This window comes from Lacimicrobium sp. SS2-24 (assembly GCF_002201535.1).
Taxonomy (GTDB): Bacteria; Pseudomonadota; Gammaproteobacteria; order Enterobacterales; family Alteromonadaceae; genus Lacimicrobium.
Genome location: NZ_NIWW01000007.1, coordinates 80,531 through 95,986 on the forward strand (window position 1 = coordinate 80,531; position 15,456 = coordinate 95,986).

Consider the following 15,456-nt stretch of genomic DNA (forward strand, 5'->3'; position numbering starts at 1 on the left):
TTCTGTGCTTTCGCTGTTGTCAGCTGATTCTGTTCGACCAGTTGCTCCGGGCTTTCCTGGGAGTGATCCGCTGGATATAGGATTTCTCATCAAGTGGCTTGTTGATGCCATCAATCCAGCCCCAACACAGCCATTCAATCACGACATCTTCCCAAGTTACGTTCGGAATCCCGGATCCTTTCTTGTATTTCATCACCCACAGCTCATTTTCGGAGGCATGATTCAGCTTTAGCCATTGGCCTAGATCTTAGGGCAATGCAAAGGTTGACCCGCCGCTTTAGCTGCATTGTTACCGCGCCATCGATAATGATTGCGCCGTTTGTGGCTAATTCGAGCAGGCGACGAAACTTGGGGTATTGCATATGGCTCGGCGCAGTACAAACGGCGGCGTACCGAAGGCGCTACGCATTCAGTATTGCGGCGACTACTCCTTTGTTCTGACTACGCAGGGCCACAAAAGCGCACTCAATGTGAAGGTGCTGCACCACGCTGGCTCGTTCATATCAGCGTGATGCTAACTGCAAGGACGTTCTTTTTACCACCATACCCATTGGCAAGATTAATCGCGCTCAATGTCATTGTGCTGTCCGATTTTAAGTACGTCTCAAATTTTAATACATTAAAATGCGTAGCTAAAACCAACATTAATACTATTACAATTATCCGAGCCAAAAGGAACGGATTCTAAATCAGGAAGAACCTGGTAATCAGCAAAAATATTGAATTTGTTATTCAATTCGTAACTTAAGCCAAAACCATAGGTGAAGCCACTTATGCTGGAAGTTACTTCGAACTTCTCCGAATCTATGATTTCAAGAGTTTCAGGAGTAAATACCGGTGTTGTGCCTACTTGATCTATGTCCGTTTTTGCATATCCAGCGATTGCGTATAAATTAAATGTGTCAGTTACCGGATACGCTGCCTTTATCAAAACTGATAGCTGATAGTTTATATCGGCACTATAATCGAATTGTTCGCTGACATTAAAACCCGCACCTGAAACCCCTTTTGAATAGCGCGCTTCTGTAAAAAAATATTCATTGTATTGATATCCAGCGATAATACCTAAGGTAGAAAAATCTCGGTCGTCATTGGAAATCTTGGAAAGATCTTGTGCAGAATACAATCCCCCCATATACCAGTTATTATTTTCAGCTGCAGAAACAGAGAAAAGTTGAGTGCATGCCATAGTGGCGAATAAAATTTTTGTGATTTTTTTCATTTTCAGTCCTTTTATTAACAACTCCGATATAGGTATACGCATGGCCAGTGGAGTGGAGTTTCAGAAAGCCTTACGTTTTGTCTTCACGGCATTATCAAGTCTCACGACCGTGAGAGTGACCAGCGAAGAAATGTTCGTAAGTAAGCGGTTGTCTGATAATTCGGGGGATACAAAATGGCGCAGATTCCCTGCGTGTGGATATCGGCACAGTCCATTGTAGCCCTCACTTTCACTGTCAGGGGGCAATACTGCCAGATTTTCCGGTTATGGTGAACCGCTTTATTCAGCCACACTAATTTTAAATAACTGATAACTGAACACCTAGCTCATCGGCGTTCAGTTACGGCCCGTATCATAGAATAGGCTTGCTAACACTGCTTGTCCGGCGCCACGCTGTATTAGCATGGCCTGCTTTTTAATGCCTGACTGATCATATAAGTTTATTAATTGGCTTTTGCGGGAAAGCCTGGATACATAACCCCACGATTGACCCTGCCGTTACCGTTGGTATAGGCACCGTTACGGCGCCTTTTTTTCTTATGCAGCCTGGTATGGGGGCTGGCATCGCAGCTTCTCGCACGCAGCACCCAACCTCTGCCTGTATTCAGAGCCTGATAACACATACTGTTTTTGGTTTTGGCTTGTATGTATCAGGCGGTGCAATACAATTTTTTTACTCAATATAAAAATCAGCCTCAGTGAAACTGGCATGAGGGAAAAAGACTGATTCATTGGCACAGGAGCACAGGCATTTGTTATACCCATCAGTTCTCAGAGGTAGGTAAGAGGTTTTTTAAGCCTTCATACCAAGCCAGGAAAGCGACAGTCCCATGGGTTTCGTTTTCAAAATATTGCTGCTTTCCTAGCTTTTGAGTGTTGCTTATGACGGATGACGCAAAAGAAGAACCCCATTTATAGTTGGTCAATCCTACTTCTCCCAAATGGGAATTATTTGCAAAAGCAAAATACACATTCGAGCTAAACTTCACAGACTCAGACTGAGTAAGATATGTCCGATTAAGGTAATCATTATCCCATACCGCGGTAGGATCAATGATCAGGTAGTCGGTAAATAATGACGAAGAATGAAGAAGTACATTTGCAGCAAACAAACCGGCGAAGGATTCGCCTATCAGTACTCGCTTATCAGAGGTTCTGTATGTTTTCTCGATTTTCGGGATTAGCTCCTGTTCCAGAAAATCTTGAAACGTTAGCGCCTTTCCTGTCTGTGAGAACGTATCCAGAGTGCGGCCCTTGAACTTCCATTCACTCAGACTTGATGGGGTCAAATCTCTTGATCTATTTGTATTTGGGATAGCAATAACAATGGCTTCTTGCACCTGATTTCCCAACGTCGCAGTACTTAATGATTCCAGGACGCCAACGAAACCTTTAAACCTATGGATGTCTCCGTCTAGTAAGTAAATGACAGGGTATGACTCAGTGCCAGCGTGGTAAGACGGCGGCAAGTAGATCATCAAAGGTCTTTTTTCTCCCATGACTTCCGAGTTTAACGATGTTGAGATCCCTAACTCGATGATTTCTGAGGCAAAAGTATTTAGTGAAAAAATAAAAGAAAAGATAACCGTGATTAATTTATTCAAATTTACGTCCTTGATGTGTATCGCCGTAATGTGGGGCATATCAATGCTTGGCTAAAATTAGTGAGGGAAAATAGCCAGTAAAGCGTCCATTTGAGTAACGTTTTATATGCCAATTACCTAAATAGTCCAAGCACTTCTTCACCATTAAAGCTAACCATTAATTGATTGCAACGTTTAGATTTTATCTGAACATCAACAAATGAATCTTCAGCTGCACTATACATTTGTGCATTCCAAGAAGAGGAAGTTGACCCTAGCTTAAGATTTTTTAAAACAATTAATCCAATAGCTTTTTCGTTGTTTTCATGAGAATAAACAGAGATCTCAGCGTTACTTAAGTCGACAAGAAGTTTTGCTGGTTTAGAAGAGTGATTCCAAATACCGGAAATATCACACCTATCAGCTTTAGCAGCGGTTGAAAAAAGGGTGACGATAAGAATAGCGCTTAAAACGAACAGCTTGTACATAGTTATCCTTTACATATAACGATTAAGCTCAGCGAAGCGCCGTACTTGTCCATAGTGTGTTTCTAGCATGTTATCTAACCCCTGAACAGCCTGGTGTGCCGCGTTGCACTCAATATAGTGCAGAGAAAAAGAGGCGATTTGCCGTCGTTTTGCGGCTATGCGGAAGTAGGGCAGTGCCCGAGTAAAAGAACAGCCTACGGATATCTCCAGCTGGCTTCAGGTAAAAAAGACTCGGGCATCTGCATCTATAGAGGCTGGTTATGACTTAAAGCCAATTCGTCTGTTGCATAGTTATGGGCGGCGTCAGAGCGTTATTCTCTTTCATGCAAAGGGCTTGTGGGGCGGGTTTGCAGATAATTATGCAGAAATTCTGAAATTATTTGATCAAAATTCTGAAAGTCTTTCAGTTTTGTGTTTTTTTTGAGCGCAACGCTACCTCTGCAGCCCTTAAATAATGTATCATCCGCGCCACGCCCGAGAATTGAAACCCTACTTGAAAACATTTTGCCTGGAGTACGCTTTGATGACCTCTCTGCCCCCAAACCTGATGGTTGATTTAACCCCCGCCGATTTGATTGAACAGGCGATCCGCCGCAACGAAGGTCACCTGGCCGCTAATGGTGCACTGGTCGTCGAAACCGGTGAGCGCACCGGCCGTTCGCCCAAAGACCGCTTTATTGTTAAAGAAGCCAGCACCGAAGCGGATATTCAATGGGGAGAGGTGAACCGTCCTTTCGATGCGACACAGTTTGATGCCTTGTGGGACAGAGTGGAAGCCTATCTGGCGGCTAAAGAGCATTTTATGTCGCACCTGGAAGTGGGTGCTGATCCAGAGCATTACCTGCCGTTGCTGGTGCGTACCGAAACCGCGTGGCATCAGTTGTTTGCCAATAACCTGTTTATCCGCCCTGAAAACTGGAATGCCGCCGACAAACCGGCCTGGCAGATCCTCAATGCACCGGGTTTTGTGTGTGAGCCTGAACGTGATGGCACCAACTCTGAAGGCACGGTGATCATTAACTTTGCACAGCGCAAGGTGTTGCTGGCGGGTATGCGCTATGCCGGCGAAATGAAAAAATCTATGTTCTCGGTACAGAACTTCTTGTTACCGGCAGAAGATGTATTGCCCATGCACTGCAGCGCCAATGTGGGCGAAGCGGGTGATGTGACCCTGTTCTTCGGTCTGTCCGGCACCGGCAAAACCACACTCTCTGCCGACCCAAGTCGTTACCTGATCGGTGACGACGAGCATGGCTGGGCTAAAGGTTCTGTCTTTAATATCGAAGGCGGCTGTTATGCCAAGTGTATCGATCTGTCGCAGAAAAATGAGCCGGTCATCTGGAATGCCATCCGTTTTGGTACAGTGCTGGAAAACGTGGTGCTGGATGACGATCGGGTGCCAGACTACAAAGATGCCAGTCTGACTCAGAACAGCCGTGCGGCCTATCCGCTGGAGCACGTTGAAAAGCGCGAAGTGAAAAACAGAGCCGGTGAACCCGGTGCGGTGGTTTTTCTGACCTGTGATGTGAGTGGGGTATTGCCACCGGTGTCGATTCTGTCAGAGCAGGCCGCGGCGTATCACTTCCTGTCCGGTTACACGGCTAAGGTGGGTTCCACGGAAATTGGCTCCACTGCTGCCATTGAATCTACCTTCTCTACCTGTTTCGGGGCCCCTTTCTTCCCTCGTCCGGCGGGCGTTTATGCCGAGTTGCTGATTAAGCGCGTACGTGAATTCGGTGCCAAAGTCTATCTGGTTAACACTGGCTGGACAGGCGGTCCATACGGTATTGGCAAGCGTTTCGATATTCCCACTACCCGTGCGGTCATCGATGCCATCGTGAACAACAAGTTGGCCGATGTTGAAACCGAGCACCTGCCACAACTGAATCTGGATGTGCCGGTCGCGGTGCCGGGCGTTGACAGCACACTGCTGAACCCCCGCAACACGTGGGAAAACCCGGCCAAATACGATGAGTACGCGGCGAATCTGGCGACTGAGTTTAACAATAACTTCGCCAAGTATGATGTGTCTGAGGAGATTCGTCAGGCCGGTCCTAAAGCCTGAGGTAGTTAGAAAGGTCGTTTCAATGCCAGCCAGGCTGGCATGTTTTGGAGCTATATACTGAAACACCTAATCGGGGCTCAGAAATTAGCTGTCCCTGCAGGTGTGACACACCGTCCCTGGTGTGCCAGTGACCTTTGTATTGGGCATCTTGTCCAATTCCTTTCAGGCCAGTTAAAGCTGCCCGTTGCAGAAGCATGCAAAAAAAAGCCCGCTAAGGTTTTCCTTAGCGGGCTTCTTGTTATCAGGGGTATCGGCTTTTAGCCAACCACTTCCAGCAGCTCAATATCAAATACCAGCGTGCTGTATGGGGCGATAGCCGCACCGGCACCCTGTTCGCCGTAGGCCAGCTGATGCGGTACATACAACTTCCACTTGGCGCCGGGCTTCATCATTTGCAGGGCTTCGGTCCAGCCTTTGATTACGCCGCCCACTGGAAATTCAGCGGGCTGGCCACGCTCATAAGAGCTGTCGAACATGGTGCCATCGATAAGAGTACCGTGATAATGAGTACGCACGGTAGAGTCGGCAACCGGAGATTCACCCTCGCCTTCGCTGATCACTTCGTATTGCAGGCCAGATTCGGTCACAATCACGCCGTCGCGTTTAGCGTTTTCGGCCAGAAAGGCTTCACCGGCTGCAGTTGCTTCTTTGGCTTGCTCGGCTTTGGCCGCCTGCATGCGCTGATGGATCTCGTTGAAGGCGGCTCGGAGCTCGTCATTGCTGACGGCACTGGGCTGTTTGTTGAATGCGGTGGCCAGGCCATCCTGTACGGCTTCGATATCCAGCCCTTCAAAGGGGTTACCGGCGAGCTGCTCGCCCATTTGCAGACCAATACCGTAGCTGGCCTGAGCTTCGACGCTAGTGTAAGTTTTAGACATTCAGGATCCTTAAGTTAAATCCGCCCGGGTACAGAGTGAGTACAGCACGCTGGCGGTGGTAAAAAGACGGGGGATCCTAACATTGCGGGCCTGGTTATGCTAACCGGGTATGCCTTGGTTGCTGAGCAGGTCAGGAAACTAGCAGACAATACACACCAATGGGAATAGGCGCCGCCCCTACTGCGGTATATACTCAAAGGGTCCGATGCAGATAATAAATGGGAGTTGTGCATTGAAATACATCATTTTTTGGACACTTTTAGGTGCAATGTGGTGGTCTGTGCAGATGGCCCATGCCTCTCAGCAGCAGCCCGGCATGGTGCTGTTTAACCACGAATCGCGGTTATTTGCCTCCTACTTTGCCGGTTACGACAGCCCTCACAACGTACAAGTGCTCTATCACCTTGAAACAACCGACCTGGCGCTGATTTCGCTGGTCAGGGACGCCGAACTGGTGACCATTAAATTCGCCACCGACTTTGATCCCCAGCCGCTGGTCGATGGTGACCGCTTTAAAGTGAACGCGGATATCTACCTGGGGAACTATAAAAAAGGTGGTGATCGATTCTTCGAGCAGATGCAGCTGACCTTTAACGAACAGTTGTATTTACGTCATATTGAGTCAGACAGTGCCGCGGTAACCCGGCAGGTTTATGATGAAATCGACCTGGGGCGCGATGCGCGTATCCTGATCCATCAGGTGCAGGGCACACCCAGTTACGAGCAGGTGGTCATGCTGTTTCAGAATATCGGCTGTATTAAAGAATTTGATACTCCAGCGGCGGTGCCTGCGGAGTCATATTTGCTGATGCGGCTGAGTCCCTGTGGGGCAATGAAAGCCATTTATTACGACAAAGTGGGCTCACCCTGAGGGTGAGCCACTGTGATACGTTGTACACTCGGATGCAACGCTGTCGTTATTGCCTCAGTGCCTGGCGGCGTAGTCTTCCACCTGGCGCCATACCCGCAACAGGTTTTCAGAGAGGATCTTACGAATATCCTCTGGTGAGTAACCTCTGTCCAGCAATCCCTGCACCAGATTAGGGTAAGTTGATACGTCTTTGAGGTTTTCTGGCAGTGAGTCACCCACGCCGTCATAGTCTGAACCAATGCCGATATGCTCAATGCCGACCAGATCACGCACATGGTCGATATGATCCAGTACCAGTTCCAGACTGGCATAGGGATAGGGGTTACTCTGACGATACTGCTTGCTGAAGGTTTCTGCATTGGGATCAGACCAGCTCAGGTTTTTCTCGTCCATTTTGGTATTAAACCGATCGTTCCACTGACGCGCCTTCCTGGAAACGAAGCTTGAGCCGAAGTTAATCATGATCACGCCGCCATTTTCAGCCAGCTTTTTGATCATGTCGTCATTCATATTGCGCTCGAAACCCGGCGTAAACTGACGGATAGAAGAGTGTGAGGCAATTACTGGAGCCTTGGAGATTTCAATGGCCTGATAGAAAGCTTGGTCAGACACGTGCGAGATATCCACCATGATGCCGATGTTGTTCATCTCGACCACCAGTGCCTTACCAAAGTCACTTAGGCCATTCCATTTGCGGCGCAGGTCATAAGAGGAGTCAGAGATATGATTGGCCTGCGAGTGGGCCAGAGTGATGTAGCGAATACCTCGCTCATAAAAGTGCCGCAGGTTGTCCATGCTGCCCTGAATCGGGGTGCCGTTTTCCATCCCCAGAGGCAGGGCGATTTTACCTTCGGCAAAGGCTTTTTCTACATCGGCGACACTGTACGCCAGTGAAAACTTGTCAGGTGCACGGCCTACCAATGCTTCCATGCTGTCGATGAGCTTGTTGGCCAGCAACACACTGCCGCCCGATTGCTCGTAACTGGCAGGAATGTAAATCGACATAAAGGGGGCATTCAGTCCACCCTGAACGGCTCTTGGATAATCAAAGTCACCACCCTCGGTCGCACGGGTAACGTCTTCCCACTCATCGTTAATCCGGTATGGCACATCAATATGCCCATCCACGATAATGGTATCCTTGGCCAGCTTAATGGCTTGTTCTGAAGGCGTAATGGCCAGGGCGCTGCTACCGAGCAGGGCGGTGACTAAAAAAGCATATTTCATTTTCACTGCTTAAGATTCCTGTTTGTATTAATCGAGCCCGAGATCACGGGTCATGTTTTCATTTTTATCACGATGCACAATCACATTGTCTTCAATGCGAATGCCGCCGAAGGGGCGGAACTGGTCGACTTTATCCCAGTTGATGTACTTTGACTGCTCCGAGCCTTTAAGATCGGCCAGCAGGCTGTCAATAAAGTACAAACCCGGCTCCACCGTAAACACCTGTCTGGCTTCGACCAGACGGGTGGCACGCAAAAACGGATGGTCTTGCGGCGGTGGTGCGGGGGTACCGCGATCATCGGCCATCAGGCCACCCATGTCATGGACCTGCAATCCCAGGTGGTGCCCAATGCCATGGGGGAAGAAAGTGCGGGTGATACCCTGTTCAACAATATCGCCGCTGTCGAGGTTAACGACCCCAAAGCGATTAAGCAGTTCGGCTACTTGCTCATGGGCGCGGATATGTAAATCCGGGTAGGGAATACCGGGCTTGAGCATGGCCACCAGATCCAGCGTGACCTGGTCCATGGCCGCAATCAACTCGGCAAATTCATTCTGTTCAAAGGCATAGCTTCGGGTAATGTCAGCGGCATAGCCATGGAACTGGGCGCCGGCATCAATCAAAAAAGAGCGATGCTGCGTGGGTGCGTCTGCTTCCACGGTCATATTGTGCAAAATGGCGGTGTTCTCGTTCAGGGCGACGATATTGCCATAAGGTACCTCGTTAATGCCCTGACGCACCGCACTGAGATAGGCCTGATTGATATCAAACTCACTGGCTTGCTGCATAAACGCCTGTTTGGCGGCGCGGTGCCCGGCGACCGCAATGCGGTTGGCCTGACGCAAACAGGCCAGCTCATAGTCGGTTTTATAGGCACGGTGATAATGCAGGTAATGCATGACCCGATCCGGATTGACCAGGTCAAAACCCAGTGCTTTTGCCACTTCGATATACTCGCCAATGTAGGCGAAGCGATGCTTGTCATAGGGCAGATGTTTTTCCACCTGATCGGCTTTGGTCAAAAGGATGATATCAAAGTGCTCTGCCCAGAAGTCCTGTGGCTCCGGGGGGACCTTGTGCCAGAAGTCTTTGGGACGATAGAAAATCAGTTTGGGCTTGTCCTGACCATTGACGATCAACCAGCAGTTGGGGTTGTCGGTTACCGGAACCCAGGCTTTGAATTGTGGGTTCACCGCAAAGGGGTAGTCCATATCGTCGAGGAACTTACGCTTGGCCTGACCGGAATGAATGATCAGTCCGTCGATGCCCTCACGTTGCAGGGCTTCATGGGTGCGGGACTGAAGTTCGGCAATATGTTGAGGATAAAGGGATACGAGTTGCTGCATAGTGTACCAAATCCGACGTTAAAAAATTGCCGATACACTAGCATAAGCCGGGCCATTCTACTAATGCCGACAAGGCTCAGAGCAACAGGTCAGAGCGGCGCGCTGGGCTATGTGTTCAGCGGCCGCTGGTGGCAACTATCACTTGGCGGCCATTCTCGAAGAAATACGCATATCCGTGAGTTGCTCAAACAGGTTCTGCTGCTGCCCCAGACGCTGCTTGTAGATCTGCTGGTAGGCCATCACCGCCTTCACATAATTGCGGGTTTCTTTATAGGGAATGGTCTCCACCCATACATCGGCGGGCACTTCTTCCTCTGGCAACCACTGATTTACACGGCTCCAGCCGGCGTTATAGGCAGCTGTGGCCAGCACCGGATTGTCGTGCATCTTATCCAGCAGATAGCGCATATAGCGGGTACCGAATTCTACATTTTGCTCTGGGTCGAACAGGGTGGTGTTGGGCACTTTTTTCTTGGCCAGATACTGTGCGGTACCGGGCATCAGTTGCATCAGCCCTTTGGCACCCGCGCCGGAGTTGGCATCGATCATAAAGGAGCTCTCGCGCCGGGCAATGGCAAAGGCCCAGGCTGGATCGACGGCGTTTTTACTGGCGCTTTGTTGTAATTGTGCATCATAAGCCAGCGGGAAACGGCGTTTGACATCATCCAGATAACCGAGGCGGGACAGCGCAAAAATAGCCTGATCATGCCAGCCCCAGCGATCGGCGAGTACCGCCGCTGCCAGTCCCTGTTCGTGGGTCAGCCTGGGTTGCAGTTTAATCCATTCACGCCGCGCCGAAACATAACGCTCCAGCGCCAGAAATTCTTTTGCCCGTTTGGCCGCGGCCATATTGGCCACCTTGTCCAGTAATGCGTCGTCGGGTGTCAGCGGCGCATCGGCCAACTGCGCAGGTCGGGACAACTTGCCACTGGCAAGAAAACCGTAGTAATGCCTCACAGACGCCAGTTTGTCGTATTCCTGTTGGGCTCTGTCGGGGGCGTTGAGGTTTTCGTAGCTGCGGCCCAGCCAATAGCGGCTGGAATAGTCTGACTCCAGCATCTGCGGTGAAAGATCAATGACATCGATGACCTGCTTCCAGTTCTGCTGGCGCAGGGCATGGGTCAGATGCCAGCGAAAAATGTCTTCGTTATCTTGTCCCTGATTGGCTCTTTCCAGCCAGAAACCGGCCTGAGGGTGATTGTCTACGGCCAGGGCAATGGCGAAACGTTCGGCCACTTCCTGCTGTTCACCACTGTTAAAATTAAAGCGCTTTTGGGCATCGTGCCAGGTTTTCAATGCCAGGCTGTGATCGCGCCAGACCAGACGTTTGAGACCATATTTGATGATTTGTTGTTCTTTTTCCGGGAAGCGTCCGGGGAAAGCTGAAAGCCGACCCACCACAGAGGGATTGCGGCGGGTCTTGTACCACAGGTCGGCCAGATACTGCTGTTCTTTTGGAAGCAGTGACTTAAGGTACGGAATTAAAGTGTGATCGCCACCGTCTGCGGCCAGCACCAGGCGCTGCCACACCATCCAGTCGCTACGGTGACCGGCCTTGGTCCAGGCTCTGAATACTGAATCGCAGGCCTTGGGCTGGGATTTCCCGGCCAGCCAGAGTTGTGACACCAGTGCCAGGCCTTTTTGCGGGTCATTTTGTAAGTGATAGCGGGCGTTCAGACACTGTAATTCGGTGTTACCCAGGTCCTGATAATATTTGATGAAGCGCTCGCCGTCGTTGCGCTTATTCAGGTAGTAAAGCCAGGCTTCGCGCAGCTCATCGTCCAGCGGCGTATGAGCATGTTGCTGTAAAAAGGCCGCAATCTCGCTTTCTTTGCTCAGACGCAAATCTGCCAGCAGCGCATTTTGGTGTAAATAAGGGTACAGAGGATAGTCGTGTAACTCCGCCGCCAGCGCCTTGTAGGTCTGGCTATTGGGATAATGGCTCCATTTTTCGGCTTCAAGAAATTGCTCACGCTCATGGGCGTGACGGTCTGTGGTGGCCTGTGCAGCGCACATCACCAAGGATGTCAGCAACGCGATCAGTCTTCTGGAGTTCAACATGCAATATCTCCAACCGGGTCGATCAATGTAAACCAATGGTGGAGATTATCAAGTCTGTTTTAATCTATAGGTGTATAAAAAACATACTAAGCGGCAACGCGGACAACGCCAGTGACCTCAGGCAGGTGGACCTTAAACGGTATGTTGATGGCAGAGTCCGTGTTGGCAACCAGCCAGTTAACGGCGCGGCGCAGCACTGTATCAGAGTTCTTCCGCGCGGCACGGAAAAAATTTAAACAATTGTTTGAATTTTTGTTGAAATTTAGTTCTGCATCAACAAGAATTGTGCTCACCCTGCAACCGCCTTGCCGAAAAAGGCATGGCACATCCGTGTGATGGCCATAGGAGAAAACAATGATATATCAAGGCAAAAGCCTGACTGCTACCCTGCTGGAAGGGGGCATCGCCGAGGTAGTATTTGATGCTGCCGGTTCGGTTAACAAATTCGATCAGCAGACGGTAACAGAGCTTGATGCGCTGTGTGCCGCGCTGGAATCCAACAAAGACGTCAAAGCGACTTTGGTGCGCTCCAATAAAGGCGCCTTTATTGTCGGCGCTGATATCACTGAATTTAATCAGCTGTTTTCCTTACCCGATGAGGAGGTACTCAGTTGGGTAGTCAAGACCTCTCAGGTGTTCGACCGCTTTGAAGATCTGCCTTTTCCTACCCTGGCAGCGGTAAACGGCTTCGCCCTGGGTGGCGGCTGTGAAATGACCCTGGCCTGTGACTTGCGTATTGCAGACACCTCGGCACGTATCGGCTTGCCTGAAGTCAAACTGGGGCTAATGCCCGGTTTTGGCGGCACCGTGCGTCTGCCACGTCTGATCGGTGCGGATAATGCACTGGAGTGGATGACCAGCGGTAAAGACAAAAAGCCAGAACAGGCGATGGCCGATGGTGCCGTGGATGCGGTGGTGGCACCGGAAAAACTGCGCGAAGCCGCTCTCAGCATGCTGGCTCAGATGATTGACGGTCGCATTGACTGGCAAGCCCGACGGGCGCAGAAAAAAGCGCCACTGCATTTAAATGCTAATGAATCCATGATGAGTTTCTCCACCGCCAAAGCCATGGTGGCAGCGGTGGCGGGTAAACATTACCCTGCCCCTCATATGATGGTGGATACCGTGGCCAAAGCCGCGACTATGGATCGTGAAGGTGCGTTGAAGCTGGAAAACCAAGGTTTTGTGACGCTCGCTAAAACCGATGCAGCCACGGCTCAAATCGGTATTTTCACGGCCGACCAACTGGTGAAAGGCAAGGCTAAAAAACAGGCCAAAACTGCCACCAAAGATGTGCAACAGGCGGCCGTGTTGGGTGCCGGTATCATGGGTGGTGGCATTGCCTATCAGTCTGCGGTAAAAGGCACACCCACAGTAATGAAAGACATTCGTCAGGATGCCCTGCAATTGGGACTGGACGAGGCCGCTAAGATTCTCAATAAGGGGATGGAGCGGGGTAAGGTTAATGCCAAAACCCTGGCATCAACCCTGAACAATATTGTACCGACACTGGAATACAGCACACTCAAAGATGCCGATGTGGTGATTGAGGCGGTGGTCGAAAATCCGAAGGTCAAAGCTTCGGTACTCAAAGAGACGGAAGAAACGGTCAGCAGTGACACCATTATCTGCTCTAACACCTCGACCATCTCTATCAATTCGCTGGCGAAAAGTTTGCAGCACCCAGAGCGTTTCTGCGGCATGCACTTTTTCAATCCGGTACACCGGATGCCGCTGGTGGAAATCATTCGCGGTGAGAAAACCTCTGATGAGACCATTGCTGCTGTCGTGGCCTACGCCCTGAAGATGGGTAAAACCCCGATTGTGGTGAATGATTGCCCCGGATTCCTGGTGAATCGTGTGCTGTTCCCTTATTTTGCCGGTTTCAGCAAGTTGCTGTTAGACGGTGCCGATTTTGTGGCCGTCGACAAGGTCATGGAAAAAGTCTTTGGCTGGCCGATGGGCCCGGCATACCTGCTTGATGTCGTGGGGCTGGATACCGCTGATCATGCGGCCGGTGTGATGGCTGAAGGTATTCCTGAGCGCATGCAGCGCATTGCCAATGATCCCGTACAAAGCCTGTACGAAGCCAAGCGCCTGGGTCAGAAAAATGGCAAGGGTTTCTATAACTTCGGTACAGACAAGCGTGGCAAGCCCACGAAGACGCCCGCCGCTGAAGCGTACGAGCTGATTGGCGTTGAGACCCGGGAAATGGACACCGAAGAGGTCATTGCCCGCCTGATGGTGCCTATGGCCAATGAAGCGGTGCGCTGTCTGGAAGAAGGTATCGTAGGCAGTGCGGCCGAAGCCGATATGGCGCTGCTGTACGGTCTTGGCTTCCCACCTTTCAGAGGCGGTGTGTTCCGTTACATGGAAACCATGGGGCTGGACAAGTTCGTCGCCCTGGCTGACAAGTACGCGGAACTGGGACCCATTTATCAGATATCTGACGGATTGCGCGAAATGGCCGCGTCCGGCAAATCTTATTTCGCTTGAGTATCGGAGGAATCATGAAAGACGTGGTAATAGTGGATTGTTTACGTACGCCAATGGGACGCTCGAAAGGGGGTGTGTTCAGAAACGTACGGGCCGAAACCCTGTCCGCCCATCTGATGACTCAGTTACTGGAGCGTAACAGCGGACTCGATCCGGCAGAGATTGATGACATCATCTGGGGCTGTGTGCAGCAGACGAAAGAGCAGGGCTTCAATATTGCCCGCAATGCTCAGTTGCTCACAGGCATTCCCCGCAGTGTACCTGCGGTCACGGTGAACCGTTTGTGCGGCTCTTCCATGCAGGCTTTGCATGATGCCAGCTGTGGCATTATGGCGGGTAAGGGTGATGTGTATCTGATCGGCGGTGTTGAGCACATGGGTCATGTACCCATGACCTTCAATCTGGATTTTCACCCTGGCCTGGCTAAATATACCGCTAAGGCCTCCGGTAATATGGGCATGACGGCCGAGTTGCTGGGACGCCAGAACGGCATTACCCGTGAGATGCAGGACGAGTTTGGTGCCCGCTCCCATCAGCGCGCACACAAAGCCACCACAGAAGGGCGCTGGGCCAGCGAGATCGCTCCTATCGAAGGTCATGATGCAGACGGCGCACTGACGCTGGTGGAACGCGATGAAGTCATTCGTCCGGAAACCACCACCGAAACCCTGGCGGGTTTGCGCCCGGTGTTTGATCCGGTCAATGGTACCGTGACGGCCGGCACCGCCTCGGCGATTTCTGATGGGGCCTCAGCAATGCTGGTGATGTCAGCAGACAAAGCTAAAGCATTGGGATTAACACCGCGCGCGAAGATACGTGCCATGGGTGTGGCTGGCTGTGATGCCGCCATCATGGGCTATGGCCCGGTACCGGCTACGCAAAAAGCGCTCAAGGCAGCTGGCATGACCATGGATGATATTGAAATAGCCGAGTTTAATGAGGCTTTTGCTGCGCAGGCGCTGTCCTGTATCAAGCAGTTGGGCTGGCTGGAGCAGTATGACCAGAAAGTGAATCTCAATGGCGGCGCCATTGCACTCGGCCACCCGCTGGGATGTTCCGGGGCCCGGATCACGACAACGTTGCTGAACCTGATGGAATCCGAAGATAAAACGGTGGGTCTGGCCACCATGTGTATTGGACTTGGGCAGGGAATTGCTACGGTGATTGAACGGGTATAAGCCCAAGCCTGCGCGTGAGGGGGAATGTGTGAAGAATGAC

General features: G+C 50.9%; 12 protein-coding genes. 5 read left to right on the forward strand and 7 right to left on the reverse strand.

All coding sequences use genetic code 11. From position 1 onward, the window contains the following. Nucleotides 1–619: 619 nt before the first annotated feature. Entirely contained in the window at nt 620–1,222 is a 603-nt protein-coding gene (locus tag CCY32_RS12530) for a porin family protein (RefSeq protein WP_168171512.1), read from the reverse strand. Between the two features lie 446 nt (nt 1,223–1,668). Here CCY32_RS12530 and CCY32_RS12535 point away from each other — a divergent pair, with 446 nt between their 5' ends. Then, entirely contained in the window at nt 1,669–1,908 is a 240-nt protein-coding gene (locus CCY32_RS12535; protein WP_281492515.1) for a DUF2938 family protein, read from the forward strand. Nucleotides 1,909–1,986: 78 nt separating this feature from the next. Here the strand turns inward: CCY32_RS12535 and CCY32_RS12540 are convergent, their stop codons facing one another. Then, nucleotides 1,987–2,826 (reverse strand): alpha/beta hydrolase-fold protein, encoded by an 840-nt coding sequence (locus CCY32_RS12540; RefSeq protein WP_246840614.1) that lies wholly within the window; start codon nt 2,824–2,826, stop codon nt 1,987–1,989. Between the two features lie 113 nt (nt 2,827–2,939). Further along, complete coding sequence (locus tag CCY32_RS12545; RefSeq protein WP_088331210.1) at nt 2,940–3,293, reverse strand: hypothetical protein; 354 nt, start codon at nt 3,291–3,293, stop codon at nt 2,940–2,942. Nucleotides 3,294–3,816: 523 nt separating this feature from the next. On the opposite strand from CCY32_RS12545, the gene CCY32_RS12555 reads away from it, so the two are divergent. Continuing rightward, the gene (locus CCY32_RS12555) at nt 3,817–5,358 is read left to right on the forward strand and encodes a phosphoenolpyruvate carboxykinase (RefSeq protein ID WP_210401740.1); all 1,542 of its coding nucleotides are present in this window, start codon (nt 3,817–3,819) and stop codon (nt 5,356–5,358) included. A gap of 257 nt (nt 5,359–5,615) precedes the next feature. On the opposite strand, the gene CCY32_RS12565 is transcribed toward CCY32_RS12555, so the two are convergent. Further along, nucleotides 5,616–6,236: an FKBP-type peptidyl-prolyl cis-trans isomerase gene (locus CCY32_RS12565; protein ID WP_088331216.1), complete on the reverse strand. Its 621-nt coding sequence runs from the start codon at nt 6,234–6,236 to the stop codon at nt 5,616–5,618. 232 nt (nt 6,237–6,468) lie between these two features. Here CCY32_RS12565 and CCY32_RS12570 point away from each other — a divergent pair, with 232 nt between their 5' ends. Continuing rightward, nucleotides 6,469–7,107: a hypothetical protein gene (locus tag CCY32_RS12570; protein ID WP_141096229.1), complete on the forward strand. Its 639-nt coding sequence runs from the start codon at nt 6,469–6,471 to the stop codon at nt 7,105–7,107. Nucleotides 7,108–7,161: 54 nt separating this feature from the next. On the opposite strand, the gene CCY32_RS12575 is transcribed toward CCY32_RS12570, so the two are convergent. From CCY32_RS12575 to CCY32_RS12585, 3 genes are all read right to left on the reverse strand, one after another. Beyond that, on the reverse strand, nt 7,162–8,334 hold the full coding sequence (locus CCY32_RS12575; RefSeq protein ID WP_088331220.1) for a dipeptidase: 1,173 nt from the start codon (nt 8,332–8,334) through the stop codon (nt 7,162–7,164). Nucleotides 8,335–8,361: 27 nt separating this feature from the next. Continuing rightward, a complete protein-coding gene (gene pepQ / locus CCY32_RS12580) occupies nt 8,362–9,681 on the reverse strand; it encodes a Xaa-Pro dipeptidase (RefSeq protein WP_088331222.1) in 1,320 nt (439 codons plus the stop codon). A gap of 138 nt (nt 9,682–9,819) precedes the next feature. Continuing rightward, on the reverse strand, nt 9,820–11,742 hold the full coding sequence (locus CCY32_RS12585; protein WP_088331228.1) for a lytic transglycosylase domain-containing protein: 1,923 nt from the start codon (nt 11,740–11,742) through the stop codon (nt 9,820–9,822). A 354-nt stretch (nt 11,743–12,096) separates the two neighbouring features. Here CCY32_RS12585 and fadB point away from each other — a divergent pair, with 354 nt between their 5' ends. Then, nucleotides 12,097–14,238 (forward strand): fatty acid oxidation complex subunit alpha FadB, encoded by a 2,142-nt coding sequence (fadB, locus tag CCY32_RS12595; RefSeq protein ID WP_088331232.1) that lies wholly within the window; start codon nt 12,097–12,099, stop codon nt 14,236–14,238. 14 nt (nt 14,239–14,252) lie between these two features. After that, nucleotides 14,253–15,416 (forward strand): acetyl-CoA C-acyltransferase FadA, encoded by a 1,164-nt coding sequence (gene fadA, locus CCY32_RS12600; protein ID WP_088331234.1) that lies wholly within the window; start codon nt 14,253–14,255, stop codon nt 15,414–15,416. The last annotated feature ends 40 nt before the right edge of the window (nt 15,417–15,456 follow it).

Coding starts and splice junctions, on each gene's coding strand:
- CCY32_RS12530 (WP_168171512.1), bottom strand. CDS start 1,222: ATGAAAAAAATCACAAAAATTTTATTCGCCACTATGGCATGCACTCAA.
- CCY32_RS12545 (WP_088331210.1), bottom strand. CDS start 3,293: ATGTACAAGCTGTTCGTTTTAAGCGCTATTCTTATCGTCACCCTTTTT.
- CCY32_RS12555 (WP_210401740.1), top strand. CDS start 3,817: ATGACCTCTCTGCCCCCAAACCTGATGGTTGATTTAACCCCCGCCGAT.
- CCY32_RS12565 (WP_088331216.1), bottom strand. CDS start 6,236: ATGTCTAAAACTTACACTAGCGTCGAAGCTCAGGCCAGCTACGGTATT.
- CCY32_RS12575 (WP_088331220.1), bottom strand. CDS start 8,334: ATGAAATATGCTTTTTTAGTCACCGCCCTGCTCGGTAGCAGCGCCCTG.
- pepQ (WP_088331222.1), bottom strand. CDS start 9,681: ATGCAGCAACTCGTATCCCTTTATCCTCAACATATTGCCGAACTTCAG.
- CCY32_RS12585 (WP_088331228.1), bottom strand. CDS start 11,742: ATGTTGAACTCCAGAAGACTGATCGCGTTGCTGACATCCTTGGTGATG.
- fadB (WP_088331232.1), top strand. CDS start 12,097: ATGATATATCAAGGCAAAAGCCTGACTGCTACCCTGCTGGAAGGGGGC.
- fadA (WP_088331234.1), top strand. CDS start 14,253: ATGAAAGACGTGGTAATAGTGGATTGTTTACGTACGCCAATGGGACGC.